At 60.0% G+C, this 25,686-nt stretch carries 32 protein-coding genes; all 32 read left to right on the top strand.

Going from position 1 to position 25,686, the window contains the following annotated elements; all coding sequences use genetic code 11:
- Positions 1-162: 162 nt before the first annotated feature.
- Positions 163-666 (top strand): 50S ribosomal protein L10, encoded by a 504-nt coding sequence (gene rplJ / locus AC3QLZ_RS08715; RefSeq protein WP_014235488.1) that lies wholly within the window; start codon positions 163-165, stop codon positions 664-666.
- A 49-nt stretch (positions 667-715) separates the two neighbouring features.
- Positions 716-1,090, top strand: coding sequence for a 50S ribosomal protein L7/L12 (gene rplL / locus AC3QLZ_RS08710; protein WP_014235487.1), 375 nt, complete (start codon positions 716-718; stop codon positions 1,088-1,090).
- A gap of 255 nt (positions 1,091-1,345) precedes the next feature.
- Complete coding sequence (gene rpoB / locus AC3QLZ_RS08705; RefSeq protein WP_014235486.1) at positions 1,346-5,629, top strand: DNA-directed RNA polymerase subunit beta; 4,284 nt, start codon at positions 1,346-1,348, stop codon at positions 5,627-5,629.
- 68 nt (positions 5,630-5,697) lie between these two features.
- The gene (rpoC, locus tag AC3QLZ_RS08700; RefSeq protein ID WP_014235485.1) at positions 5,698-9,906 is read left to right on the top strand and encodes a DNA-directed RNA polymerase subunit beta'; all 4,209 of its coding nucleotides are present in this window, start codon (positions 5,698-5,700) and stop codon (positions 9,904-9,906) included.
- Between the two features lie 174 nt (positions 9,907-10,080).
- Positions 10,081-10,458 (top strand): 30S ribosomal protein S12, encoded by a 378-nt coding sequence (gene rpsL / locus AC3QLZ_RS08695; RefSeq protein ID WP_014235484.1) that lies wholly within the window; start codon positions 10,081-10,083, stop codon positions 10,456-10,458.
- 98 nt (positions 10,459-10,556) lie between these two features.
- Positions 10,557-11,027, top strand: coding sequence for a 30S ribosomal protein S7 (gene rpsG / locus AC3QLZ_RS08690; protein WP_014235483.1), 471 nt, complete (start codon positions 10,557-10,559; stop codon positions 11,025-11,027).
- 38 nt (positions 11,028-11,065) lie between these two features.
- Positions 11,066-13,159 carry an elongation factor G gene (fusA, locus tag AC3QLZ_RS08685; protein ID WP_014235482.1) on the top strand — a complete coding sequence of 698 codons (2,094 nt, stop codon included), beginning with the start codon at positions 11,066-11,068 and terminating at the stop codon, positions 13,157-13,159.
- Between the two features lie 30 nt (positions 13,160-13,189).
- Complete coding sequence (gene tuf, locus AC3QLZ_RS08680) at positions 13,190-14,380, top strand: elongation factor Tu (RefSeq protein ID WP_014235481.1); 1,191 nt, start codon at positions 13,190-13,192, stop codon at positions 14,378-14,380.
- 53 nt (positions 14,381-14,433) lie between these two features.
- The gene (gene rpsJ, locus AC3QLZ_RS08675; protein WP_014235480.1) at positions 14,434-14,745 is read left to right on the top strand and encodes a 30S ribosomal protein S10; all 312 of its coding nucleotides are present in this window, start codon (positions 14,434-14,436) and stop codon (positions 14,743-14,745) included.
- Positions 14,746-14,854: 109 nt separating this feature from the next.
- A complete protein-coding gene (gene rplC, locus AC3QLZ_RS08670; protein WP_014235479.1) occupies positions 14,855-15,493 on the top strand; it encodes a 50S ribosomal protein L3 in 639 nt (212 codons plus the stop codon).
- A 9-nt stretch (positions 15,494-15,502) separates the two neighbouring features.
- On the top strand, positions 15,503-16,123 hold the full coding sequence (gene rplD / locus AC3QLZ_RS08665) for a 50S ribosomal protein L4 (RefSeq protein ID WP_014235478.1): 621 nt from the start codon (positions 15,503-15,505) through the stop codon (positions 16,121-16,123).
- Positions 16,120-16,416, top strand: coding sequence for a 50S ribosomal protein L23 (gene rplW / locus AC3QLZ_RS08660; RefSeq protein WP_014235477.1), 297 nt, complete (start codon positions 16,120-16,122; stop codon positions 16,414-16,416). Before rplD ends, rplW begins: the two co-directional genes overlap by 4 nt.
- Positions 16,417-16,420: 4 nt before the next feature.
- Positions 16,421-17,248 carry a 50S ribosomal protein L2 gene (rplB, locus tag AC3QLZ_RS08655; RefSeq protein ID WP_014235476.1) on the top strand — a complete coding sequence of 276 codons (828 nt, stop codon included), beginning with the start codon at positions 16,421-16,423 and terminating at the stop codon, positions 17,246-17,248.
- Between the two features lie 13 nt (positions 17,249-17,261).
- Complete coding sequence (rpsS, locus tag AC3QLZ_RS08650) at positions 17,262-17,537, top strand: 30S ribosomal protein S19 (RefSeq protein WP_014235475.1); 276 nt, start codon at positions 17,262-17,264, stop codon at positions 17,535-17,537.
- A 10-nt stretch (positions 17,538-17,547) separates the two neighbouring features.
- The gene (gene rplV, locus AC3QLZ_RS08645) at positions 17,548-17,877 is read left to right on the top strand and encodes a 50S ribosomal protein L22 (protein WP_014235474.1); all 330 of its coding nucleotides are present in this window, start codon (positions 17,548-17,550) and stop codon (positions 17,875-17,877) included.
- A gap of 9 nt (positions 17,878-17,886) precedes the next feature.
- Positions 17,887-18,723: a 30S ribosomal protein S3 gene (rpsC, locus tag AC3QLZ_RS08640; RefSeq protein ID WP_014235473.1), complete on the top strand. Its 837-nt coding sequence runs from the start codon at positions 17,887-17,889 to the stop codon at positions 18,721-18,723.
- Positions 18,710-19,123, top strand: coding sequence for a 50S ribosomal protein L16 (rplP, locus tag AC3QLZ_RS08635; RefSeq protein ID WP_014235472.1), 414 nt, complete (start codon positions 18,710-18,712; stop codon positions 19,121-19,123). The genes rpsC and rplP overlap by 14 nt, the downstream gene beginning before the upstream one ends.
- A 3-nt stretch (positions 19,124-19,126) precedes the next feature.
- Positions 19,127-19,321, top strand: a complete 195-nt coding sequence (gene rpmC / locus AC3QLZ_RS08630) for a 50S ribosomal protein L29 (protein WP_014235471.1) — start codon at positions 19,127-19,129, stop codon at positions 19,319-19,321.
- Positions 19,318-19,584 (top strand): 30S ribosomal protein S17, encoded by a 267-nt coding sequence (rpsQ, locus tag AC3QLZ_RS08625; RefSeq protein WP_014235470.1) that lies wholly within the window; start codon positions 19,318-19,320, stop codon positions 19,582-19,584. Before rpmC ends, rpsQ begins: the two co-directional genes overlap by 4 nt.
- Before the next feature lie 161 nt (positions 19,585-19,745).
- Complete coding sequence (rplN, locus tag AC3QLZ_RS08620) at positions 19,746-20,114, top strand: 50S ribosomal protein L14 (protein ID WP_014235469.1); 369 nt, start codon at positions 19,746-19,748, stop codon at positions 20,112-20,114.
- Positions 20,115-20,123: 9 nt separating this feature from the next.
- Positions 20,124-20,441 carry a 50S ribosomal protein L24 gene (gene rplX, locus AC3QLZ_RS08615; RefSeq protein WP_014235468.1) on the top strand — a complete coding sequence of 106 codons (318 nt, stop codon included), beginning with the start codon at positions 20,124-20,126 and terminating at the stop codon, positions 20,439-20,441.
- Positions 20,442-20,450: 9 nt separating this feature from the next.
- Positions 20,451-20,990 (top strand): 50S ribosomal protein L5, encoded by a 540-nt coding sequence (rplE, locus tag AC3QLZ_RS08610; protein WP_014235467.1) that lies wholly within the window; start codon positions 20,451-20,453, stop codon positions 20,988-20,990.
- A gap of 7 nt (positions 20,991-20,997) precedes the next feature.
- A complete protein-coding gene (gene rpsN / locus AC3QLZ_RS08605) occupies positions 20,998-21,303 on the top strand; it encodes a 30S ribosomal protein S14 (protein WP_014235466.1) in 306 nt (101 codons plus the stop codon).
- A gap of 15 nt (positions 21,304-21,318) precedes the next feature.
- Positions 21,319-21,714, top strand: coding sequence for a 30S ribosomal protein S8 (rpsH, locus tag AC3QLZ_RS08600; protein WP_014235465.1), 396 nt, complete (start codon positions 21,319-21,321; stop codon positions 21,712-21,714).
- Between the two features lie 9 nt (positions 21,715-21,723).
- The gene (rplF, locus tag AC3QLZ_RS08595) at positions 21,724-22,254 is read left to right on the top strand and encodes a 50S ribosomal protein L6 (RefSeq protein WP_014235464.1); all 531 of its coding nucleotides are present in this window, start codon (positions 21,724-21,726) and stop codon (positions 22,252-22,254) included.
- 12 nt (positions 22,255-22,266) lie between these two features.
- Positions 22,267-22,620 (top strand): 50S ribosomal protein L18, encoded by a 354-nt coding sequence (gene rplR / locus AC3QLZ_RS08590; protein WP_043798613.1) that lies wholly within the window; start codon positions 22,267-22,269, stop codon positions 22,618-22,620.
- A gap of 29 nt (positions 22,621-22,649) precedes the next feature.
- Positions 22,650-23,174 carry a 30S ribosomal protein S5 gene (rpsE, locus tag AC3QLZ_RS08585; protein ID WP_014235462.1) on the top strand — a complete coding sequence of 175 codons (525 nt, stop codon included), beginning with the start codon at positions 22,650-22,652 and terminating at the stop codon, positions 23,172-23,174.
- Positions 23,175-23,177: 3 nt separating this feature from the next.
- Positions 23,178-23,360 (top strand): 50S ribosomal protein L30, encoded by a 183-nt coding sequence (rpmD, locus tag AC3QLZ_RS08580; protein WP_014235461.1) that lies wholly within the window; start codon positions 23,178-23,180, stop codon positions 23,358-23,360.
- A 1-nt stretch (position 23,361) separates the two neighbouring features.
- Positions 23,362-23,796: a 50S ribosomal protein L15 gene (rplO, locus tag AC3QLZ_RS08575; protein ID WP_014235460.1), complete on the top strand. Its 435-nt coding sequence runs from the start codon at positions 23,362-23,364 to the stop codon at positions 23,794-23,796.
- A 32-nt stretch (positions 23,797-23,828) separates the two neighbouring features.
- Positions 23,829-25,154, top strand: coding sequence for a preprotein translocase subunit SecY (secY, locus tag AC3QLZ_RS08570; RefSeq protein WP_014235459.1), 1,326 nt, complete (start codon positions 23,829-23,831; stop codon positions 25,152-25,154).
- 27 nt (positions 25,155-25,181) lie between these two features.
- Positions 25,182-25,400 carry a translation initiation factor IF-1 gene (gene infA / locus AC3QLZ_RS08565; RefSeq protein ID WP_014235458.1) on the top strand — a complete coding sequence of 73 codons (219 nt, stop codon included), beginning with the start codon at positions 25,182-25,184 and terminating at the stop codon, positions 25,398-25,400.
- A 79-nt stretch (positions 25,401-25,479) separates the two neighbouring features.
- The gene (gene rpmJ / locus AC3QLZ_RS08560; RefSeq protein ID WP_014235457.1) at positions 25,480-25,593 is read left to right on the top strand and encodes a 50S ribosomal protein L36; all 114 of its coding nucleotides are present in this window, start codon (positions 25,480-25,482) and stop codon (positions 25,591-25,593) included.
- Positions 25,594-25,686 lie beyond the last annotated feature (93 nt).

Genomic DNA, 25,686 nt, shown 5'->3' with positions numbered 1-25,686 from the left:
CTCTTTCCGGTAGCTTAAGTTCCGCGAGGGGCCTGCGCAGACGGTGTTCCCGAAACAGGATTTTGGCCGGTTTCCGGCATGATTCCCTGATTCAGGTCGCCGTGGGTGCGGCGGATTCGGCTTCCGAGCCGCCGTGTTTAGACTTGAAAGGAGGAAAGACCTATGGGTCTCAATCTTAATGACAAGAAAGCCGTCGTGGCAGAGGTGTCGGCACAGGTAGCCAACGCCCAGACCATCGTCGTGGCTGAGTACCGCGGTATCGAGGTGGGCGATCTCACCGTGCTGCGGAAAAAGGCCCGCGAATCTGGTGTTTACCTGCGTGTGCTGAAGAACACCCTGGTGCGTCGTGCGGTGGCTGACACCGCCTTCGCCGGCCTGGCTGAGCACATGGTTGGTCCGCTGATTTACAGCGTTTCCGCTGACCCTGTTGCCGCTGCCAAGGTCCTCAACGACTTTGCCAAGACCAACGACAAGCTGGTGCTGAAGGCTGGCTCTTACGCCGGTAAGGTGATGGACAAGGCTGGCGTGCAAGCCCTGGCTTCCATCCCGAGCCGCGACGAGCTGCTGGCCAAGCTGCTGGGCGTGATGAAGGCTCCCGTGTCCGGCTTTGCCGTGGCCATGGGCGCTCTCGCCAAGAAGCGCGAAGCCGAAGGCGCTGCTGCCTGATCGGCCTGTCGAACACTTGCATATCCGATTTGAATTAGGAGTTATCTAAATGGCTATTACCAAAGAAGACATCCTGGAAGCCGTCGGTTCCATGACCGTTATGGACCTGAACGACCTGGTCAAGGCTTTCGAAGAGAAGTTTGGCGTTTCCGCTGCCGCTATGGCCGTGGCCGCTCCCGGCGCTGCCGCCGGTGGCGCTGCTGCTGAAGAGCAGACCGAGTTCACCGTGGTCCTGGCTGCTGCCGGCGACAAGAAGGTTGAAGTCATCAAGGTCGTCCGCGCTGCTACCGGCCTGGGCCTGAAGGAAGCCAAGGACGTCGTCGACGGCGCTCCCAAGGCTGTGAAGGAAGGCATCTCCAAGGCTGACGCTGAAGCCCTGAAGAAGCAGCTGGAAGAAGCTGGCGCCAAGGTCGAAGTCAAGTAAATTCGACTCGCTTGCCATGGGCTGGCGGCATTTTTGCCGCCAGCCCATTTGTGCTTTTCTGAAACGCCCAGGCGTTTCAACGGTTCCAACAGCATCACCCAGTACTGCGCAACGTATAAACGCAAGCATCATCTCCCGGCGCCGGCGCCGGACAGGCAGAAAAGATGAAGCTTGCGTTTATCCGTTGCAGCCGCCGGGAACATCGGCGGATCCAACCTCTTTTGAGGAATTTTGCTTTCTGAGCTCGGAGCGACCATGACCTACTCCTACACCGAGAAAAAACGCATCCGCAAGAGTTTTGCCAAGCGTGCAAGCGTGCTCGACGTGCCGTTCTTGCTGGCCACCCAGCTGGAATCCTATACGGCCTTCCTGCAGGCGGAACTGCCCACCGCCAAGCGTCGCAATCAAGGGCTTCAGGCCGCTTTCGGCTCCATCTTCCCCATCGTTTCCCATTCCGGCAATGCCCGGCTGGAGTTCGTCAGCTACCAGCTGGCCGAGCCCGCCTTCGACGTCAAGGAATGTCAGCAACGGGGCCTGACCTTCGCCTCCGCCCTGCGCGCCAAGGTGCGCTTGGTGATCATGGACCGGGAAGCTCCGGATACCGTGAAGGAAGTGAAGGAGCAGGAAGTGTACATGGGCGAGATTCCGCTCATGACCACCACCGGTTCTTTCGTCATCAACGGTACCGAGCGGGTCATCGTCTCCCAGCTGCACCGTTCCCCCGGCGTGTTCTTCGAGCACGACCGCGGCAAGACCCATTCTTCCGGCAAGCTGCTGTTCTCCGCCCGCGTGATTCCCTACCGCGGTTCCTGGCTGGACTTCGAATTCGATCCGAAGGACATCCTCTTCTTCCGCGTTGACCGTCGCCGCAAGATGCCCGTCACTACCCTGCTCAAGGCCATCGGCCTGACCAATGAGCAGATCCTGGCCGGCTTCTTCGAATTCGACGACTTCAAGCTGCTGAAGAACGGCGCCGACTTCACCCTGGTGCCCGAGCGTCTGCGCGGCGAAACCGCCCGCTTCGATTTCTGCGACAAGGCCGGCAAGGTCATCGTGCCGAAGGACAAGCGCATCACCGCCAAGCACATCCGCGATCTGGACGCTGCCGGCATCAAGCACATCGCCGTGCCCGACGACTTCCTGGTCGGCCGCGTCATCGGTCACAACATCATCGACAAGGACAGCGGCGAAGTCATCGCCAATGCCAACGATGAAATCACCGAGTCCCTGCTGGCCAAGCTGCGGGAAGCCGGCGTGGCCGAATTCCAGACCCTGTACACCAACGATCTGGACCGTGGCGCCTTCATCTCCAACACCCTGCGTGCTGACGATACCGCCACCAAGCAGGCCGCCCGCGTCGCCATCTACCGCATGATGCGTCCCGGTGAACCGCCCACCGAAGAAGCCGTGGAGATCCTCTTCAACGGTCTCTTCTACTCCGACGATCGCTACGATCTGTCCGGTGTGGGCCGCATGAAGTTCAACCGTCGCATCGGCCGTCCCGATGTGGTCGAGTACAAGGTCACCATCAAGAACGCTCCGCACAAGACCGAAGCGCTGGCCAAGGCCATCGCCGAGTTCACCGGCGCCAATCAGGGCACCGTCCAGGAAATCCTGAACGAGCTGCAGTATGGTTCCCGTGCCGCTGCCGAAAACCTGACCGAAGAAGCCGCCCACACCCTGGCCGCCCAACTGAAGGCCCTGGGCGCCAACGTTGAAGTGCGCGAGCAGCTGACCCTGTCGCCCCGCGACATCGTCGAATCCATCAAGCTGCTGGTGGAACTGCGCAACGGTCGCGGCGAAATCGACGACATCGATCACCTGGGCAACCGCCGCGTACGTTCCGTCGGCGAACTTGCTGAGAACCAGTTCCGCGCCGGTCTGGTGCGCGTCGAGCGCGCCGTCAAGGAGCGCCTGTCCCAGGCCGAGTCCGACAACCTGATGCCCCACGACCTGATCAACGCCAAGCCGATCAGCGCCGCCATCAAGGAATTCTTCGGCTCCAGCCAGCTGTCCCAGTTCATGGACCAGACCAACCCCCTGTCCGAGATCACCCACAAGCGGCGCGTTTCCGCTCTGGGCCCTGGCGGTCTGACCCGCGAACGCGCCGGCTTCGAAGTGCGCGACGTGCATCCGACCCACTACGGCCGCGTCTGCCCGATCGAAACCCCGGAAGGTCCGAACATCGGCCTGATCAACTCCCTGGCCCTGTTCGCCCGCACCAACTCCTACGGTTTCCTGGAAACCCCCTACCGCAAGGTGGTGGACGGCAAGGTGACCGACCAGATCGAATACCTCTCCGCCATTGAAGAAGGCGCTTACGTGGTGGCCCAGGCCAACGCCGCCCTGGGTGCCGACGGCACCCTGGTGGACGAGCTGGTGACCTGCCGCGAAAAGGGTGAAACCATCCTGGCCGAACCGTCCCGCGTCCAGTACATGGACGTGGCCCCGGGCCAGATCGTTTCCGTCGCTGCCTCCCTGATCCCCTTCCTCGAGCACGACGATGCGAACCGGGCCCTGATGGGCGCCAACATGCAGCGTCAGGCCGTGCCCTGCCTGCGTCCGGAGAAGCCCCTGGTCGGTACCGGCATCGAACGCACCGTGGCCGTGGACTCCGGCACTGCCGTGCAGGCCCTGCGTGGCGGCGTGGTGGATTACGTGGATGCTTCCCGCGTCGTGGTCCGTGTGCATGACGATGAAACCGTGCCGGGCGAAGTCGGCGTGGACATCTACAACCTGACCAAGTACACCCGTTCCAACCAGAACACCAACATCAACCAGCGTCCGCTGGTGAAGATGGGCGACATCATCGCCAAGGGTGACGTGGTGGCCGACGGCGCTTCTACCGACAAGGGCGAACTGGCCCTCGGTCAGAACATGCTGATCGCCTTCATGCCCTGGAACGGCTACAACTTCGAAGACTCGATCCTGATCTCCGAGCGCGTGGTGGCGGAAGACCGCTACACCTCCATCCACATCGAAGAACTGACCGTGGTGGCCCGCGACACCAAGCTCGGACCTGAGGAAATCACCCGCGACATCGCCTCCCTGGGCGAGGTACAGCTGTCCCGTCTGGACGAATCCGGCGTGGTGTACATCGGCGCCGAAGTGGAAGCCGGCGACGTGCTGGTGGGTAAGGTCACCCCCAAGGGAGAGACCCAGCTGACGCCGGAAGAAAAGCTGCTGCGCGCCATCTTCGGCGAGAAGGCCTCCGACGTTAAGGACACCTCCCTGCGCGTGCCGTCCGGTATCGCCGGCACCGTCATCGACGTGCAGGTGTTCACCCGCGAAGGCATCGAGCGCGACAAGCGCGCCCAGTCCATCATCGACGACCATCTGCGTGGCTACAAGCAGGATCTGGCCGATCAGATGCGTATCGTGGAACGGGACACCTTCGCCCGTGTCGGCCGCCTGATCACCGGCAAGCCTGCCAACGGCGGTCCGAAGAAGCTGGCCAAGGGCACTGTCGTGACCCAGGAATACCTGGACGGCATCGATCCCCACAACTGGTTCGACGTGCGCATGGCCGACGAGGAAGTCGCCCAGCAACTGGAACAGCTGAAGGAATCCCTGGAGCAGACCCGCAAGGACTTCGACATTGCCTTCGAAGAGAAGCGCAAGAAGCTGACCCAGGGCGACGAACTGCCCCCGGGCGTGCAGAAGATGGTCAAGGTCTACGTGGCCGTGAAGCGCCGCCTGCAGCCCGGCGACAAGATGGCCGGCCGCCACGGTAACAAGGGTGTGGTTTCCCGCATCGTGCCCGTGGAAGACATGCCCTACATGGCCGACGGCCGTCCCGTGGATATCGTGCTGAACCCCCTGGGTGTGCCGTCCCGGATGAACGTGGGCCAGATTCTGGAAGTGCACCTGGGCTGGGCCGCCAAGGGCCTGGGCTACAAGATCGGCGACATGCTGCAGGCCGGCGCCAAGGCTGCCGAAGTGCGCAAGTTCCTGGAAGAGATCTACAACTCCGAAGGCAAGAAGGAAAACCTGAACGAGCTGAACGACCAGGAAATCATGGAACTGGCCGGCAACCTGACCACCGGCGTGCCTTTCGCCACCCCGGTCTTCGACGGTGCCGACGAAGCCGAAATCAAGGCCATGCTGCGTCTCGCCGGCATGCCCGAATCCGGCCAGATCACCCTGCACGACGGCCGTACCGGCGACGCCTTCGAGCGTCAGGTGACGGTGGGCTACATGCATTACCTGAAGCTGCACCACCTGGTGGACGACAAGATGCACGCCCGTTCCACCGGCCCGTACAGCCTGGTGACCCAGCAGCCCCTGGGCGGTAAGGCCCAGTTCGGCGGCCAGCGCTTCGGTGAAATGGAAGTGTGGGCCCTGGAAGCCTACGGCGCCTCCTACGTGCTGCAGGAAATGCTGACCGTGAAGTCGGACGATGTGAATGGTCGTACCAAGGTTTACGAAAACATCGTCAAGGGCGAGCACAAGATCGATGCCGGCATGCCGGAATCCTTCAACGTGCTGGTGAAGGAAATCCGCTCCCTGGCGATCGACATCGACCTAGAACGGTACTAAACCGCCCCACGCAGCAAATTGGCCCGATACACGGAATTTTTGGATTCACACCCCGGTTGGAGTGAACAATGAAAGCACTGCTCGATCTGTTTAAGCAGGTAACCCAGGAAGAAGAATTCGACGCGATCACCATCAGTCTCGCGTCGCCGGACAAGATCCGGTCCTGGTCCTACGGCGAAGTTAAAAAGCCGGAAACCATCAACTACCGCACCTTCAAGCCGGAGCGTGACGGCCTGTTCTGCGCCAAGATCTTTGGCCCGATCAAGGACTACGAGTGCCTGTGCGGCAAGTACAAGCGCCTCAAGCATCGTGGCGTCATCTGCGAGAAGTGCGGCGTCGAAGTAACCCTGGCCAAGGTGCGCCGCGAGCGTATGGGCCACATCGAGCTGGCCAGCCCGACCGCCCACATCTGGTTCCTCAAGTCCCTGCCCAGCCGTCTCGGCATGGTGCTGGACATGACCCTGCGCGACATCGAGCGGGTCCTCTACTTCGAAGCCTACGTGGTGATCGAGCCCGGCATGACCTCCCTCAACCGGGGCCAGCTGCTGACCGAAGACGACTACCTGGCCAAGGTGGAAGAGTACGGTGACGACTTCATCGCCCTGATGGGTGCCGAGGCCGTGCGCGAACTGCTGCGTACCCTGGACCTGGATCACGAAGTCGAGCGTCTGCGCAGCGAACTGGAAACCACCGGTTCCGAAGCCAAGAACAAGAAGATCGCCAAGCGCCTGAAGATCCTCGAAGGCTTCCAGAAGTCCGGCATCAAGCCCGACTGGATGATCCTGGAAGTGTTGCCCGTGCTGCCCCCGGACCTGCGCCCGCTGGTGCCCCTGGACGGCGGCCGTTTCGCCACTTCCGACCTGAACGACCTCTACCGTCGCGTCATTAACCGGAACAACCGTCTGAAGCGCCTGCTGGAGCTGAAGGCACCGGAAATCATCGTGCGCAACGAAAAGCGCATGCTGCAGGAGTCCGTGGACTCCCTGCTGGACAACGGTCGCCGCGGCAAGGCCATGACCGGCGCCAACAAGCGCCCCCTGAAGTCCCTGGCCGACATGATCAAGGGCAAGGGCGGCCGCTTCCGTCAGAACCTGCTGGGCAAGCGGGTGGACTACTCCGGTCGTTCCGTGATCGTGGTGGGTCCCCAGCTCAAGCTGCACCAGTGCGGCCTGCCCAAGCTGATGGCCCTGGAACTGTTCAAGCCCTTCATCTTCCACAAGCTGGAACTGATGGGCCTGGCAACCACCATCAAGCAGGCCAAGAAGATGGTCGAATCCCAGGAGCCCGTGGTGTGGGACATCCTGGAAGACGTCATCCGCGAACATCCGGTCATGCTGAACCGTGCGCCGACCCTGCACCGTCTGGGTATCCAGGCTTTCGAGCCGACCCTGATCGAAGGCAAGGCCATCCAGCTGCATCCCCTGGTGTGTGCCGCCTTCAACGCCGACTTTGACGGCGACCAGATGGCTGTCCACGTGCCCCTGTCCCTGGAAGCCCAGATGGAAGCCCGCACCCTGATGCTGGCCTCCAACAACGTGCTCTCCCCGGCCAACGGCGAACCGATCATCGTGCCGTCCCAGGATATCGTGCTGGGTCTGTACTACGCCACCCGCGACCGCATCAACGCCAAGGGTGAAGGCATGAACTTCGCTGACGTCAGCGAAGTGCTGCGGGCAGTGAATTCCGGCCTGGCCGACCTGCACGCCAAGGTTTCCGTGCGTCTGAAGGAATACGTGCGCGGCGAAAGCGGCGAGTGGGTGGAGAAGATCACCCGCTACAACACCACCTGCGGCCGTGCCATCCTTTCCGAGATCCTGCCCAAGGGCCTGCCTTTCAGCGTCATCGACAAGGCCCTGAAGAAGAAGGAAATCTCCAAGCTGATCAACACCTCCTTCCGCCGTTGCGGCCTGAAGGAAACGGTGGTGTTCGCCGACAAGCTGATGCAGAACGGCTACGCTCTGGCTACCCGTGCCGGCATCTCCTTCTGCTCCGACGACATGCGTGTGCCGACCGAAAAGCACACCATCATCGCCGAGGCCGAGAAGGAAGTTAAGGAAATCGAAACCCAATACACCAACGGTCTGGTGACCTTCGGTGAGCGCTACAACAAGGTCGTGGATATCTGGGGCCGTACCGGCGATCAGGTGGCCAAGGTCATGATGGAGCAGCTGGGTCATGAAGAGGTGGTGGACCGTCACGGCAAGACCGTGAAGCAGGAGTCCTTCAACTCCATCTACATGATGGCCGACTCCGGCGCCCGGGGTTCCGCGGCCCAGATTCGCCAGCTGGCCGGTATGCGGGGCCTGATGGCCAAGCCGGACGGCTCCATTATCGAAACGCCGATTACCACCAACTTCCGTGAAGGCCTGAACGTGCTTCAGTACTTCATCTCCACCCACGGTGCGCGGAAGGGTCTGGCCGATACGGCACTGAAGACCGCCAACTCCGGCTACCTGACTCGCCGTCTGGTGGATGTGACCCAGGATCTGGTGGTGACCGAGGACGATTGCGGCACCCAGAACGGCGTCACCATGAAGGCCCTGATCGAGGGCGGTGAGGTGATCGAGCCGCTGCGCGACCGTATTCTGGGCCGCGTGGTCGTGGCTGACGTGGTGAATCCGGAAAGCGAAGAAACCGTCATCGAAGCCGGTACCCTGGTGGACGAGGATCTGTGCGATCTGATCGACAAGCTGGGCATCGATGAAGTCAAGGTCCGTACCCCCCTGACCTGCGACACCCGTTACGGTCTGTGCGCCAAGTGCTACGGCCGTGATCTGGGCCGCGGCTCCCTGGTCAATGTGGGTGAGGCTGTCGGCGTCATCGCCGCCCAGTCCATCGGCGAACCGGGTACCCAGCTGACCATGCGGACCTTCCACGTCGGCGGTGCGGCTTCCCGTGCTGCCGTGGCCGACCGGGTCGATACCAAGTCCAACGGTGTGGTGCGCTTCACTGCCACCATGCGCTATGTGACCAACGTCAAGGGTGAGAAGATCGTCTTCACCCGTTCCGGCGAAGTGCTGGTGACCGACGACAATGGCCGCGAGCGCGAACGTCACAAGGTGCCCTACGGCGCCATCCTGACCGCCGATGACGGTCAGGTGGTGAAGGCCGGTGCCGTGCTGGCGACCTGGGATCCCCATACCCGTCCGATGATTACCGAGTACGCCGGTACCATCAAGTTCGAGAACGTGGAAGAAGGTTCCACCGTCGCCAAGCAGATCGACGATGTGACCGGCCTGTCCACCCTGGTGGTGATCGATCCCAAGCGCGGCGGCAAGGCCCAGGCCAAGGGCCTGCGTCCCCAGGTCAAGCTGCTGGACGAGAACGGCCAGGAAGTGAAGATGCATGGCACCGAGCACGCCGTGACCATCACCTTCCAGGTGGGCTCCATCATCACCGTGGCCGACGGCCAGCAGGTGGGTGTCGGCGACGTGCTGGCGAAGATTCCGCAAGAATCCGCCAAGACCCGCGACATTACCGGCGGTCTGCCCCGTGTGGCAGAGCTGTTCGAAGCCCGTACGCCCAAGGATGTGGGCATGCTGGCCGAGTACACCGGTACCGTTTCCTTCGGCAAGGACACCAAGGGCAAGCAGCGTCTGGTCATCACCGATCTGGACGGTGTCGCCCACGAGTATCTGATCCTCAAGGACAAGCACGTCATGGTGCACGACGGTCAGGTGGTGAACAAGGGCGAAGTCATTGTGGACGGCGAGCCCGATCCCCATGAAATCCTCAAGCTCAAGGGTGTCGAAGCCCTGGCCCGCTACATCACCGATGAAGTGCAGGATGTGTACCGTCTGCAGGGCGTGAAGATCAACGACAAGCACATTGAAGTTATCGTGCGCCAGATGCTGCGTCGGGTCACCATCACCGAGCCGGGCGATACCCGCTTCATCAAGAGCGAACAGGTCGAACGCGCCGATGTGCTGGACGAGAACGATCGCGTCGTTGCCGAAGGCAAGCTGCCCGCCAGCTACGATTACATGCTGCTCGGTATCACCAAGGCCTCCTTGTCCACCGACTCCTTCATCTCCGCGGCTTCCTTCCAGGAAACCACCCGCGTGCTGACGGAAGCGGCCATCATGGGCAAGCGCGACGAACTGCGCGGCCTGAAGGAAAACGTCATCGTCGGCCGCCTGATTCCTGCCGGTACCGGTCTTGCCTACCACAATTCCCGTCGTCAGCAGGCTGCTGGCAACGACCAGGGCCTCGACCGGGTCCTGGGCGGGGAGGATGTGGCTGTCGAGGAAGTGCCTGCCGGCAACGACGCCGTCTGATCTTTGGGAAGCAACCGTTGACTCGAGGGTTGCTTCCCAATAAAATCTCGGGTCTTTTCGCGGCAAAGGCTAATCATTGCCTTTGTTTGGATAAAAAAATCGCTGAGGCGAGGCGGGCAGTCAGCCCGCTGTTTCAGTGTTTTGGCGGCAAAGCCGCCTAAATGAGGATTTGTTATGCCGACCATCAACCAACTCGTGCGCAAGCCCCGGGTGGCCGAAATTACCAAGAGCAAGGTTCCTGCTCTGGAAAAGTGCCCCCAGAAGCGTGGCGTGTGCACCCGTGTTTACACCACCACTCCGAAGAAGCCGAACTCCGCACTGCGTAAGGTGTGCAAGGTTCGTCTGACCAATGGCTTCGAAGTCATTTCCTACATCGGTGGTGAAGGCCACAACCTGCAGGAGCACTCCGTGGTCCTGATTCGCGGTGGTCGTGTGAAGGATTTGCCTGGTGTGCGTTACCACACCGTGCGCGGCTCCCTGGATACCCAGGGCGTCAAGGATCGTAAGCAGTCCCGTTCCAAGTACGGGGCCAAGCGTCCGAAGGCGGCCTAATCAGGTCGTTTTAGTAAGTGGCCGCCCCCACATGGGCGGCCATGTGTCATTTCTATTCCGGAAATGTCGCAACTGAATTGTGAACTAGTGAGGTTGTTATGCCCCGTCGTCGTGAAGTACCGAAACGCGACATCCTGCCCGATCCCAAGTTCGGCAGCGTGGATGTCTCCAAGTTTGTGAATGCCGTGATGCAAAGCGGCAAGAAGTCCGTGGCCGAGCGCATCGTCTACGGTGCCTTCGACCAGATTTCTTCCAAGTCCGGCAAGGATCCTCTGGAAGTGTTTGCCTCCGCTATCGCCAACGTGCGTCCCATGGTGGAAGTGAAGTCCCGTCGCGTCGGTGGTGCCAACTACCAGGTGCCCGTGGAAGTTCGTCCTGCCCGTCGTATGGCTCTGGCCATGCGTTGGCTGCGCGAGGCTGCCCGCAAGCGTTCCGAAAAGACCATGGGCCTGCGTCTGGCTGCCGAAATGCTGGAAGCGGCCGAAAACCGCGGCGGCGCCGTGAAGAAGCGTGACGAAGTGCATCGTATGGCCGAAGCCAACAAGGCCTTCGCCCACTACCGTTTCTAACCGTCTCCTGACAAACGTTTACAGCGAAGGTTACTAACGTGGCTCGCAAAACTCCCATCGAGCGCTACCGCAATATCGGTATTAGCGCTCACATTGACGCCGGTAAGACGACTACCACCGAGCGCATCCTGTACTACACCGGTGTGAACCACAAAATCGGTGAAGTGCACGACGGTGCTGCCACCATGGACTGGATGGAGCAGGAGCAGGAGCGTGGTATTACCATTACCTCCGCTGCTACTACTTGCTTCTGGAAGGGGATGGACAACTCCTTCCCCGAGCACCGCTTCAACATCATCGACACCCCGGGGCACGTGGACTTCACCATCGAGGTGGAGCGTTCCATGCGTGTGCTGGATGGTGCCTGCATGGTTTACTGTGCTGTGGGTGGCGTTCAGCCCCAGTCCGAGACCGTGTGGCGTCAGGCCAACAAGTACAAGGTGCCCCGTCTGGCTTTCGTGAACAAGATGGACCGCTCCGGCGCCAACTTCTTCAAGGTTGTCGAGCAGATGAAGGTCCGTCTGAAGGGCAATCCCGTGCCGATCGTGATTCCGATCGGTGCCGAAGATACCTTCACCGGCGTGGTCGATCTGATCAAGATGAAGGCCATCATCTGGGACGAAGCCTCCCAGGGTATGAAGTTCGAGTACAAGGACATTCCCGCTGATCTGGTCGAGACCGCCCAGACCTGGCGCGAACAGATGGTCGAGGCTGCTGCCGAGGCGTCTGAAGAGCTGATGAACAAGTACCTGGAAGAGGGTGATCTGCCTGAGGCCGACATCCTGCTGGGCCTGCGTACTCGCACCATCAACTGCGAAATCCAGCCCATGCTGTGCGGTACCGCCTTCAAGAACAAGGGTGTGCAGCGCATGCTGGATGCTGTTATTCAGCTGCTGCCCTCCCCGGTGGATATTCCCCCTGTTGAAGGCGAAAAGGAAAACGGCGAGAAGGATTGCCGCGTTGCTTCCGACGACTCCAAGTTCTCCGCTCTGGCTTTCAAGCTGATGACCGACCCCTACGTCGGCCAGCTGACCTTCGTGCGCGTGTACTCCGGCGTCCTGACCTCCGGCTCCACCATTTACAACCCGATTAAGGGTCGTAAGGAACGCATCGGCCGCATCCTGCAGATGCACGCCAACAACCGCGAGGAAATCAAGGAAGTTCTGGCCGGCGACATCGCCGCCTGCGTGGGCCTGAAGGAAGTGACCACCGGTGAAACCCTGTGCGATCCGGATGCTCCGATCATTCTCGAGCGCATGGAATTCCCGGATCCCGTGATTCACGTGGCTGTCGAGCCCAAGACCAAGGCTGACCAGGAGAAGATGGGTATCGCCCTGAATCGTCTGGCCGCCGAAGATCCGTCCTTCCGCGTGCGTACCGACGAAGAATCCGGTCAGACCATCATTTCCGGTATGGGCGAACTGCACCTGGAAATTATCGTCGACCGCATGAAGCGCGAATTCAGCGTCGAAGCCAACGTGGGTGCTCCCCAGGTGGCCTACCGCGAATGCATCAAGAAGGCTGTCGAACAGGAAGGCAAGTTCGTCAAGCAGTCCGGCGGTCGCGGTCAGTACGGTCACGTCTGGCTCAAGATCGAGCCGAACGAAGCCGGCAAGGGCTACGAGTTTGTCGACGCCATCAAGGGCGGCACCGTGCCTCGCGAATTCATTCCCGCGGTGGACAAGGGTCTGCAAGACGCCATCTCCAGCGGTGTGCTGGCCGGCTTCCCGGTGGTCGACATCAAGTTCACCCTGTTCGACGGTTCCTACCACGACGTGGACTCCAACGAAAACGCATTCCGCATGGCTGCCTCCATGGCATTCAAGGAAGGTATGCGCAAGGCCCAGCCCACGCTGCTGGAGCCGATGATGGCCGTTGTCGTTGAAACCCCGGAAGACTACATGGGTAACGTCATGGGCGACCTGTCCGGTCGTCGCGGCATCGTCCAGGGTATGGATGATCTGCCCGGCGGCATCAAGGAAGTGAAGGCTGAAGTGCCCCTGGCCGAGATGTTCGGCTACGCCACCCAGCTGCGCTCCCTGACCCAGGGTCGTGCGACCTACTCCATGGAGTTCAAGCACTACTCCGAGGCGCCGAAGAACGTCGCCGAAGCCGTGATTAACAAGAAGTAATCGAATTTTTGCGAATTGAGGAATTGAAAGATGGCCAAGGAAAAGTTTGAACGTACGAAGCCGCACGTTAATGTGGGCACCATCGGTCACGTTGACCACGGTAAGACCACGCTGACTGCTGCTATCACCACCATTCTGTCCAAGAAGTTCGGTGGCGAAGCCAAGGCTTACGACCAGATCGACGCTGCGCCCGAAGAAAAGGCCCGCGGTATCACCATCAACACCGCCCACGTCGAATACGAAACCGCCACCCGTCACTACGCTCACGTGGATTGCCCGGGTCACGCCGACTACGTGAAGAACATGATTACCGGTGCCGCCCAGATGGACGGCGCTATCCTGGTCTGTTCCGCCGCTGACGGCCCCATGCCCCAGACCCGCGAGCACATCCTGCTGGCCCGTCAGGTGGGTGTGCCCTACATCATCGTGTTCCTGAACAAGTGCGACATGGTGGACGACGCCGAACTGCTGGAACTGGTCGAAATGGAAGTGCGCGAGCTGCTCTCCAAGTACGACTTCCCCGGCGACGACATCCCCATCGTCAAGGGCTCCGCCCTGAAGGCGCTGGAAGGTGACCAGTCCGACATCGGCGAACCCGCCATTCTGGCCCTGGCCGATGCTCTGGACAGCTACATCCCCACCCCCGAGCGGGCTGTGGACAAGCCCTTCCTGCTGCCCATCGAAGACGTGTTCTCCATCTCCGGCCGCGGTACCGTGGTGACCGGTCGTGTCGAGCGCGGCATCGTCAAGGTCGGCGAAGAAATCGAAATCGTGGGTATCAAGCCCACCACCAAGACCACCTGCACCGGCGTGGAAATGTTCCGCAAGCTGCTGGACCAAGGTCAGGCTGGTGACAACGTGGGCGTGCTGCTGCGCGGCACCAAGCGTGAAGAAGTCGAGCGCGGCCAAGTGCTGGCCAAGCCCGGTTCCATCACCCCCCACACCCACTTCACTGGCGAAGTGTATGTTCTGTCCAAGGACGAAGGTGGTCGTCACACCCCGTTCTTCAACAACTACCGTCCCCAGTTCTACTTCCGGACCACTGACGTGACCGGCGCCATCTCCCTGCCCGAAGGCGTGGAAATGGTTATGCCTGGTGACAACATTCAGATGACCGTGAAGCTGATCGCTCCGATCGCCATGGAAGAAGGTCTGCGCTTCGCTATCCGCGAAGGCGGCCGTACCGTCGGCGCCGGTGTGGTTGCCAAGATCATCGAGTAATTTTTACATTCGGGGCGGGCTTTCACCCGCCCCATCGCTCTTTGGGAAATATCATGCAAAACCAGAAAATCCGTATCCGTCTGAAGGCCTTCGACTACCGCCTGATCGACCAATCCGCTCAGGAAATCGTTGAAACCGCCAAGCGTACCGGTGCTGTGGTTCGTGGCCCCGTGCCCCTGCCCACCCGCATCCAGCGTTACGACGTGCTGCGTTCCCCGCACGTGAACAAGACTTCCCGCGATCAGTTCGAGATCCGGACCCATCTGCGCCTGATGGACATCATCGATCCGACCGACAAGACTGTTGATGCTCTGATGAAGCTCGACCTGCCGGCTGGTGTTGACGTCGAAATCAAGTTGCAATAAGCGACTGGTTGCGTATATAATCCACCGCTTTTCCGCGGGCGACTCCGTTTGGTGTCGCCCATTTTGACTTACTTGTCGGCCAATCGCAGCCGGCATTTGGAGAATAACCATGAGTCTAGGCCTTGTTGGGCGCAAGGTCGGCATGACGCGCGTGTTCACTGATGACGGTGCTACCGTCCCGGTGACTGTGCTGGACGTGTCGAACAACCGTGTGTCCCAGATCAAAACGCCTGAAACCGACGGCTATGCCGCCGTTCAGGTGACTTTCGGCAAGCGTCGTGCCTCCCGCGTCAACAAGTCTCTGGCTGGTCATCTGGCCAAGGCTGGTGTTGAAGCTGGGCACGTGCTCAAAGAATTCCCCGTGACCGCTGAGCAGCTCGCTGGCCTGAAGGCTGGCGATCAGATCGCTGTCACCATCTTCGCTGTTGGCCAGAAGGTCGATATCACCGGCACCTCCCAGGGTAAGGGTTTTGCCGGCGCTATCAAGCGTCACAACTTCAGCTCCAACCGCGCCAGCCACGGTAACTCCGTGTCTCACAATGCTCCTGGTTCCATCGGTATGGCGCAGGATCCGGGTCGCGTGTTCCCGGGTAAGCGCATGGCCGGTCACCTGGGTGCTGTGAAGAGCACTGTGCAGTGCCTGGAAGTGGTTCGGGTCGACGTCGAGCGCCAGCTGCTGCTGGTGAAAGGCGCTGTTCCCGGCTCCAAGGGCTCCGACGTCATCGTGCGTCCGGCAGTCAAGGCTTAAGGGGGCGTGATGGAACTGAAAGTTATCAACGAAAACGGTCAGGAAGCTGCCAAGCTGCAGGCTTCCGATGCCCTGTTCGGCCGCGAGTACAACGAAGCGCTGGTGCACCAGGTGGTTGTGGCCTATCAGGCCAACGCCCGTAGCGCCAACCGCAAGCAGAAGGATCGCTCCGAAGTTCGGCACACCACCACCAAGCCCTGGCGCCAGAAGGGTACCGGACGCGCACGTTCCGGTAGCAATGGCAGCCCGCTGTGGCGCGGAGGCGGTCGCATTTTCCCGAATTCCCCTGAGGAGAACTTCTCTCAGAAGGTGAACAAGAAAATGTACCGTGCTGGTCTGGCTTCCATCCTTTCCCAGCTGGTCCGTGATGACCGTCTGGCCGTGGTGGAAAACCTCTCTGTCGAGGCTCCCAAGACCAAGCTGTTCGCCCAGAAGATCAAGGGTATGGGCTACGAGTCCGTGCTGGTGATTACCGATTCCCTGGATGAGAACGTCTTCCTGGCTTCCCGCAACCTGCCCAATGTGCTGGTTCTGGATGTTAGCGAAGCCGATCCTGTGTCCCTGGTGCGCTTCCCCAAGGTCCTCGTGACCAAGGGTGCTGTGGCCAAGTTTGAGGAGCTGCTGGGATGAGCCAAGAACGTCTGCTGCAGGTGCTGCTGGCGCCGCAAATCTCCGAAAAGGCGACTTTCATCGCCGATAAGAACGAGCAGGTGGTTTTCAAGGTTGCCTCCGATGCAACCAAGCCGGAAATCAAGGCTGCTGTCGAGCTGCTCTTCAAGGTGCAGGTCGAGTCCGTTCAGGTGGCCAACGTCAAGGGCAAGGAAAAGCGCTTCGGTCGTTTCATCGGCCGCCGCAAGAGCTGGAAGAAGGCTTACGTCAGCCTGAAGCCGGGCCAGGAAATCAATTTCGCGGCCGGGGAGTAAGAACATGGCATTGATCAAAGTTAAACCGACTTCCGCCGGCCGCCGTGCCGTCGTGAAGGTCGTCAACCCCGATCTGTACAAGGGTAAGCCGTTCGCCGGCCTGCTCGAGAAGCAGACCCGCGGTTCCGGTCGTAACAACAACGGTCGCATCACCGTTCGCCACAAGGGCGGCGGTCATAAGCAGCACTACCGTGTTGTCGACTTCAAGCGCAACAAGGACGGCATTCCGGCCAAGGTCGAGCGCCTCGAGTACGATCCCAATCGTTCCGCCAACGTGGCTCTGCTGTGCTACGCCGACGGCGAGCGCCGTTACATCATTGCCCCCAAGGGCATGGTGGTCGGCCAGCAAGTGATCTCCGGCTCCGAAGCTCCGATCAAGTCTGGCAACGCCCTGCCGATTCGCAACATTCCGGTGGGTAGCACTATTCACTGCGTGGAAATGCTGCCCGGCAAGGGTGCTCAGCTGGCTCGCGCCGCTGGTACTTCCGTGCAACTGCTGGCTCGTGAAGGTTCTTACGCTCAGCTGCGTCTGCGCTCCGGTGAAATCCGCCGTGTGCACGTCGAATGCCGGGCCACCATCGGTGAAGTCGGTAACGAAGAGCACTCCCTGCGTTCCATCGGTAAGGCCGGTGCCATGCGCTGGCGCGGTGTTCGTCCGACCGTTCGTGGCGTGGTCATGAACCCGGTCGATCACCCCCACGGTGGTGGTGAAGGCCGTACCGCAGCTGGTATGCATCCGGTTAGTCCTTGGGGTACCAAGACCAAGGGTTATCGTACCCGTCGTAACAAGCGCACGAACTCCATGATCGTGCAGCGTCGTCACAAGCGTTAAGGGGTAGAGATCTATGGGACGTTCTGTAAAAAAGGGCCCGTTCGTCGATGCCCACCTGCTGAAGAAAGTCGACGCCGCTCGTGCTGGCAACGACAAGCGGCCGATCAAGACCTGGTCTCGCCGCTCCACCGTGCTGCCGGATTTCGTCGGTCTGACCATTGCCGTGCATAACGGCAAGCAACATATTCCGGTGTATGTCACCGAAAACATGGTCGGCCACAAGCTCGGCGAATTCTCCCTGACCCGTACTTTCAAGGGTCATACCGCCGGCAAGAAGGCGAAGAAGTAAAGGAGTGCAAATGGAAACTCGTGCTATTTTGCGCGGCGTCCGCCTCTCCGCCCAGAAGGGTCGCCTCGTGGCTGACCTGGTTCGCGGTAAGCCGGTGGGCCAGGCGCTCAACATCCTGGGCTTTGCTCCCCAAAAGGGCGCAAAGATCGTTAAGAAGGTTCTGGAGTCTGCCATCGCCAACGCCGAGCATAATGACGGCGCCGATATCGACGAACTGAAGGTCAAGACCATTCACGTCGAACAGGGTACGTCTCTGAAGCGCTTCACCGCTCGGGCGAAGGGTCGTGGCAATCGCATCATCAAGCAGACCTGCCACATTTTCGTGACCGTCGGGAACTGAGGAAGAGTTATGGGACAGAAGATTAATCCTACCGGGTTCCGCCTCAGCGTGAACCGTAACTGGGCTTCCCGCTGGTACGCGAACAGTCAGAACTTCGCCACCATGCTGAACGAAGACATCCGGGTCCGTGACTACCTCAAGAAGAAGCTGGCACATGCGTCCGTCGGCCGCGTTCTCATCGAGCGCCCCGCCAAGAACGCCCGCGTCACCATCTTCTCCGCCCGTCCGGGCGTGGTTATCGGCAAGAAGGGCGAAGAGATCGACAACCTGCGCGCCGAACTGCAGCGCATCATGGGTGTGCCGGTCCACGTCAGCATCGAAGAAATCCGCAAGCCGGAACTCGATGCCCAGCTGATCGGCGACTCCATCGCCCAGCAGCTGGAAAAGCGGATCATGTTCCGTCGTGCCATGAAGCGTGCCATGCAGAACGCCATGCGTCTGGGTGCCCAGGGCATCAAGATCATGAGCTCCGGCCGTTTGAACGGTGCTGAAATCGCCCGTACCGAATGGTACCGCGAAGGTCGTGTGCCCCTGCACACCCTGCGCGCCGACATCGACTACGCCACCTCCGAAGCCCGCACCACCTACGGCATCATCGGTATCAAGGTCTGGGTGTTCAAGGGTGAAATGTCCGCCAACGGCCAGCCCGCTGTCGTGGCTCCGGAAGCCGGTGCCGACGAGCAGCGCAAGCCCCGTCGCTCCGCCAAGCCTGGCGAAGGTGCCGACAAGCCCAAGACCACTCGTACTGTGAAGGCCAAGGCTGAAGGTGAGGCCAAGGCTGTGGAGGGCGACAAGGCCCCCGCCAAGCGCGTAAGAAAGGCAGGTAACAACGATGCTGCAGCCTAATCGCAGAAAATACCGCAAGGAGCAGAAGGGCCGTAACACCGGTCTGGCTACCCGCGGTGCCAAGGTTAGCTTTGGTGAATTCGGTCTCAAGGCCATCGCCCGCGGGCGTCTGACTTCCCGTCAGATCGAAGCTGCGCGTCGTGCCATGACCCGTCACATCAAGCGGGGCGGCCGTATCTGGATCCGCGTGTTCCCGGACAAGCCCATTTCCAAGAAGCCTGCCGAAGTCCGTATGGGTAACGGTAAGGGTAATCCGGAATACTACGTGGCTGAAATTCAGCCGGGTAAGGTTCTGTACGAGATGGACGGTGTGGATGAGGCTCTGGCTCGCGAGGCGTTCGCCCTTGCTGCTGCCAAGATCCCCTTCGCTGTCACCTTCGTGACCCGTCAGTTGGGGTAATCCATGAAAGCCAATGAGTTGAAAGCGAAGAGCGTCGAAGAGCTGAACACGGAGCTGGTTGAGCTCCTGAAGGCCCAGTTCAGCCTGCGCATGCAGGCTGCGACGCAGCAGCTGGCCAATACCAGCCAGCTGAACAAGGTGCGCAAGGATATTGCGCGTGTTCGTACCTTTATGCGTGAAAAGGCGGTACAGCAATGAGCGAGACCACCAGCATCAAGCGTACCCTGATCGGTCGCGTGGTCAGCGACAAGATGGAAAAGACCGTCACCGTCCTGATCGAACGTCGCGTGAAGCACCCGGTTTACGGCAAGATCGTGACCAAGTCCAAGAAGTATCACGCGCACAACGAAAACAACGAAGCCAAGGCTGGCGACCTGGTGGAGATCGAGGAAACCCGTCCTCTGTCCCGCACCAAGGCCTGGCGCGTTACCAAGCTGCTGGAAAAGGCAACCATCATCTAATGATGGGCAAGCCCGAAAGGGCTTGCGCGTTTTCTCAGGAGCGTGTACTATCCCGCTTCTTCGAGGTGCCCGGTGTCAGCCGGGCTCCTTTGTTTTAGTTCCTCCCCCCTTCGGGGTCCAAGACTGCCTGCGATCCGTTGCGGGAAAAGTTGGAGTTAATAATGATTCAGATGCAGACGATTCTGGACGTCGCCGATAATACCGGTGCGCGTTCGGTGATGTGTATCAAGGTCCTGGGCGGCTCCAAGCGTCGCTATGCGGCCGTTGGTGACATCATCAAGGTGTCTATCAAGGACGCCGCTCCCCGTGGTCGCGTGAAAAAGGGTGACGTGTATAACGCCGTGGTGGTTCGTACCGCCAAGGGTGTGCGTCGTCCCGATGGCTCGCTGATCAAGTTCGACAACAACGCGGCGGTGCTCCTCAATGCCAAGCTGGAGCCCATTGGTACCCGTATCTTCGGGCCGGTTACGCGCGAATTGCGTACCGAGCGCTTCATGAAGATCGTGTCCCTGGCGCCCGAAGTGCTGTAAGGAGCGGTGATGGAAAAGATTCGCAAGGGTGACGAGGTTGTCGTCATCGCCGGCAAAGACAAGGGCAAGCGCGGTACCGTTGCTCGCCGTGTCGATGCCGAGCATGTGGTGGTCGAGGGTGTGAACCGTGCCAAGAAGCACGTCAAGCCCAATCCCATCAAGGGCGTGGTTGGTGGCATCGTCGACAAGGACATGCCCATTCACATCTCTAACGTCGCGCTGTTCAATGCTGCGACCCAGAAGGCTGACCGCGTTGGCTTCAAGATTCTTGAAGACGGCAAGAAAGTGCGCGTGTTCAAGTCCAATGGCGAAACCCTGGACGCTTAAGGAATAGTCATGGCGCGTTTTTTCGACTACTACAAAGCTAGCGTGGTGCCTGAGCTGACCAAGCAGTTCGGCTACAAGTCCGTTATGGAAGTGCCGCGCATCACCAAGATCACCCTGAACATGGGTGTCGGCGAAGCTGTTCAGGACAAGAAGATCCTGGAAAATGCCGTCGGCGACATGCAGAAGATCGCTGGTCAGAAGCCCGTTGTCACCAAGTCCCGCAAGTCCATCGCTGGCTTCAAGATTCGTGACGGCTACCCCATCGGTTGCATGGTCACCCTGCGTGGCCCCCGCATGTTCGAGTTCCTGGATCGCCTGATCACCGTTTCCCTGCCCCGCGTGCGTGACTTCCGCGGCGTGGCTGGCAAGGGCTTCGACGGCCGTGGCAACTACAACATGGGTGTGAAAGAGCAGATCATTTTCCCCGAAATCGAGTACGACAAGATCGATGCTCTGCGCGGGATGAATATCAGCATTACCACCACCGCGAAGAGCGACGAGGAAGCCAAGGCCCTCCTGTCTGCCTTCAAGTTCCCCTTCAAGAATTGAGGCGATAATGGCAAAACTGTCACTCATCAATCGCGAAGAGAAGCGTCGCGCGCTCGTGGAAAAGTACGCTGCCAAGCGTGCTGCCCTGCAGGCCGTTATCGACAATCAGAGCCTTTCTGACGCCGAGCGCTTCGAGGCTCGTCTGAAGCTGCAGGCACTGCCGCGCAATTCCAGCCCCGCCCGTCTGCGCAATCGTTGCCAAGTAACCGGTCGTCCGCGCGGTGTTTTCCGCAAGTTCGGCCTGTGCCGCAACAAGCTCCGTGAAGCCGCCTTCAAGGGCGAGATTCCCGGTATGACCAAGGCCAGCTGGTAAGCAGGAGGAATAAAGATGGCTATGAGCGATCCGATCGCGGACATGCTGACCCGCATCCGCAACGCCCAGCAGGCCGAGAAGGCATCCGTAACGATGCCCTGCTCCAAGCTGAAAGTGGCGATTGCCGACGTCCTTAAGGGCGAAGGTTATATTGATGATTTCGCCGTGCGCGAAATCGAAGGCAAGGCTTCTCTGGAGATTGCCCTGAAGTACTACGCCGGCCGCCCGGTTATTGAGCGCATCGAGCGCGTCTCCCGGCCTGGTCTGCGTGTCTATAAGGGCAGCCAGGATATTCCGCGTGTTATGAATGGCCTGGGCGTGGCAATCGTGTCCACCCCCAAGGGCGTCATGACCGACCGCAAGGCACGCACCCAGAACGTGGGTGGCGAAGTCCTCTGCATCGTTGCGTAAGGGGGAACCATGTCCCGTGTAGGTAAGAATCCTATTTCGCTGCCCAAGGGTGTGGAAGTTGCTCTGGGTGAAGAGATCTCCGTCAAGGGCCCCCTTGGCGTGCTGAAGCTGAAGGCCAACCCGGCTGTGGTCGTGAAGGTCGAGGGCGAGCAACTGGTTTGCTCCCCGGTGGAAGGCGTTGAAGGTGCTGGTGCTCTGTGGGGCACCATGCGTGCCAATCTGAACAATATGGTGACCGGTGTTACCAAGGGTTTTGAGCGCAAGCTGACGCTGGTCGGCGTGGGTTACCGTGCTCAGGCCCAGGGCGACACCCTGAACCTGACCCTCGGCTTTTCCCATCCGGTGGCCCACAAGATGCCTGCTGGCGTCAAGGTGGAGACTCCGAGCCAGACTGAAATCCTCATCAAGGGTGTGGACAAGCAGGCGGTGGGGCAGGTAGCGGCTGAAGTTCGCGCTTATCGTAAGCCTGAACCCTATAAGGGCAAGGGCGTGCGGTATGCCGACGAAGTGGTCGCGCTCAAGGAAACCAAGAAGAAGTAAGGTGGCGAAATGATTGACAAAAAACAGTCGCGCTTGCGTCGTGCCCGTAAAACCCGGGCCAAAATCGCCGAGCTGAAGGCCGTCCGTCTGTGCGTGTTCCGCACCAACAGCCACATCTATGCTCAAGTTATTTCTCCCTGCGGGTCCAAGGTTCTGGCTGCTGCCTCTTCCCTGGAACCTGAAGTGCGCAAGGATCTGCCGAATGGCGGCAATGTGAATGCTGCTGCCGCCATCGGTAAGCTCATCGCCGAGCGCGCCAAGAAGGCGGGCATCGAGCAGGTCGCTTTCGACCGTGCCGGCTTCCAGTACCACGGTCGTGTCAAGGCCCTGGCTGAAGCCGCACGCGAAAACGGTCTGAAGTTCTGATCGGCCTGAAGGAAAGTTCGAGGTTAATTATGGCAAAACCGCAAACCAAGAAGCCCCAGCAGGCAGACGAGCGCGACGACGGTCTGCGCGAAAAGATGATCTCCATCAACCGCGTCACCAAGGTGGTGAAGGGCGGTCGGATTCTGGGCTTCGCCGCCCTGACCGTGGTGGGTGATGGCGACGGCGGCGTTGGCATGGGCAAGGGCAAGTCCCGCGAAGTGCCCGTTGCCGTGCAAAAGGCAATGGACGAAGCCCGTCGCAAGATGGAAAAAGTCAGCCTGAAGAACGGCACCCTGCAGCACGCCGTTGTTGGTAAGCATGGTTCCTCCACCGTTCTGATGATGCCCGCTGCCGACGGTACCGGCATCATCGCCGGCGGTGCCATGCGCGCCGTGTTCGAAGTGATGGGTGTGACCAACGTCGTGGCCAAGGCTCACGGCTCCACCAATCCTTACAACATCGTCCGTGCCACTCTGAACGGCCTGCTGGCGATGAACACTCCGGCGGAAATTGCTGCCAAGCGCGGCAAGTCCGTTGAAGACATCCTGGGGTAAGAAATGGCTGAGAAGACTATCAAGGTTACGCTCGTCAAGAGCCTGATCGGCACCAAGCAGGACCACCGCGCCACCGTGCGCGGCCTGGGCCTGCGCCGGCTGAACTCCTCTTCCGTGCTGCAGGACACGCCTGCTGTGCGCGGCATGATCAACAAGGTTTCGTACCTGCTGAAGTGCGAGGGCTAACATGCAACTGAATACCATCAAGCCCGCAGAAGGCGCCAAGCACGCCAAGAAGCGTGTCGGTCGCGGTATCGGCTCCGGCCTGGGCAAGACCTGTGGCCGTGGTCACAAGGGTCAGAAGTCCCGTTCCGGCGGCTTCCACAAGGTTGGTTTCGAAGGCGGTCAAATGCCTCTGCACCGCCGTCTGCCGAAGCGCGGTTTCGTCTCCCTGACGAATGCCCGCAACGTGGAAGTTCGTCTGTCCGAGATCCAGGGTCTGCCCGTCGACGAGATCGATCTGCTGGTACTGAAGCAGGCCGGTCTGGTGGCTGGCAATGCACTGTCCGCCAAGGTCATCCTGTCCGGTGAGATCAGCCGCAAGGTTGCGCTCAAGGGCGTGGGTGCCACCAAGGGTGCCAAGGCCGCCATCGAGGCTGCCGGCGGCTCCGTGGCTGAGTAATCGTTTCTAACGTAGCGCGAGGAAGTTCGGTTTTGGCGACCAATAACGTAGTCAGCAAAGGCGGCAAGTTCGGCGATCTGAAACGCCGTCTGTGGTTCCTGCTTGGTGCCCTGGTCGTTTATCGCATCGGCGCCCACATCCCGGTTCCCGGGATCGACGCCAATGTGCTGGCCGAACTCTTCCAAAGCCAGCAGGGCGGCATCCTAGGCATGTTCAACATGTTCTCCGGTGGCGCCCTGTCTCGCTTTACCATTTTCGCCCTGGGCATCATGCCCTACATCTCCGCCTCCATCATCATGCAGTTGATGGCGGTGGCCAGCCCTCAGCTCGAGGCGCTGAAGAAGGAAGGTGAAGCCGGGCGGCGCAAGATTACCCAATACACCCGCTATGGCACAGTGGCGCTCGCCCTGTTTCAGGGGTTGGGCATCGCAATTGCCCTCGAGGCACAGCCCGGGCTGGTCCTGGAGCCTGGCTTCCTGTTCCGCCTGACGACCGTGGCTACCCTGCTGACGGGCACCATGTTCCTGATGTGGCTGGGCGAACAGATTACCGAACGTGGCCTGGGCAACGGTATTTCCATCATCATCTTTGCCGGTATCGCTGCGGGTCTGCCCAACGCCATCGGCGGCCTGCTGGAGCTGGTTCGTACCGGTGCCATGCATCCGCTGACCGCAATCGTGATTTCGATTCTGGTGTTCTTCGTCACCGCCTTTGTGGTGTTCGTCGAGCGGGGCCAGCGCAAGATTCTGGTCAACTATGCCAAGCGCCAGGTTGGCAACAAGGTTTATGGCGGTCAGAGCTCCCATCTGCCGCTGAAGCTGAACATGGCTGGTGTCATTCCCCCCATCTTCGCTTCCTCGATCATTCTTTTCCCGGCGACCGTTGCCGGCTGGTTCGGTTCCGGCGAATCCATGCGCTGGCTGAAGGACTTTGCCGCCACCCTGTCGCCTGGCCAGCCGATCTACGTGATGCTCTACGCCGCCGCGATCGTCTTCTTCTGCTTCTTCTATACCGCCCTGGTGTTCAACTCCAAGGAAACCGCGGACAACCTGAAGAAGAGCGGGGCCTTCGTGCCCGGGATTCGTCCTGGCGAGCAGACTGCCCGCTATATTGACAAGATTCTCATGCGCCTGACCCTGGTTGGCGCCGGCTACATCACCCTGGTGTGTCTGCTGCCCGAGTTTCTGATTTTGAAGTGGAACGTGCCGTTCTATTTCGGTGGTACTTCCTTGCTGATTATCGTGGTCGTGACCATGGATTTCATGTCCCAGGTCCAGGCCTATGTCATGTCCCATCAATACGAAAGCCTGCTCAAGAAAGCTAACTTCAAGGGCGGTGGCTTCCCGGCAATGAAGTAGGCCGGCTCCAGACAGACCAGAGCTAGGATGGCGAAGGAAGATCTGATTGAAATGCAGGGGGAGGTGGTAGAAAACCTTCCCAATGCGACGTTCAGAGTGAAGCTGGAAAACGGCCACATGGTCCTCGGCTTCATATCCGGCAAGATGCGGATGCATTACATCCGTATCCTGCCAGGCGACAAGGTGACAGTGCAGTTGACGCCCTATGACTTATCCCGGGCCCGCATCGTTTTCCGCGCCAAATAAGGTTTCAAGAATCTCTACGCTAAGAAGTAATCGGGTTAATGGCTGGCTGCGCCAAGCGCCCTGAATCAAGGAGCTAAAAATGAAAGTGCTGGCATCGGTAAAAAAGATTTGCCGCAACTGCAAGATCATTCGTCGCAATGGCATTGTGCGCGTGATTTGCACTGATCCGCGCCATAAGCAGCGCCAGGGCTAATTGCAACCGGCGAAAGCTGGTGTTGCGTCGATATTCGGGTTGAATCGAAGTACGATTCATCGGTATAATTGTAGGTTTCGCTTTTCCGGGGTG

The organism is Azospira sp. MPR-LB4 (assembly GCF_058809525.1).
This window is presented reverse-complemented; position numbering and strand designations above follow the sequence as displayed.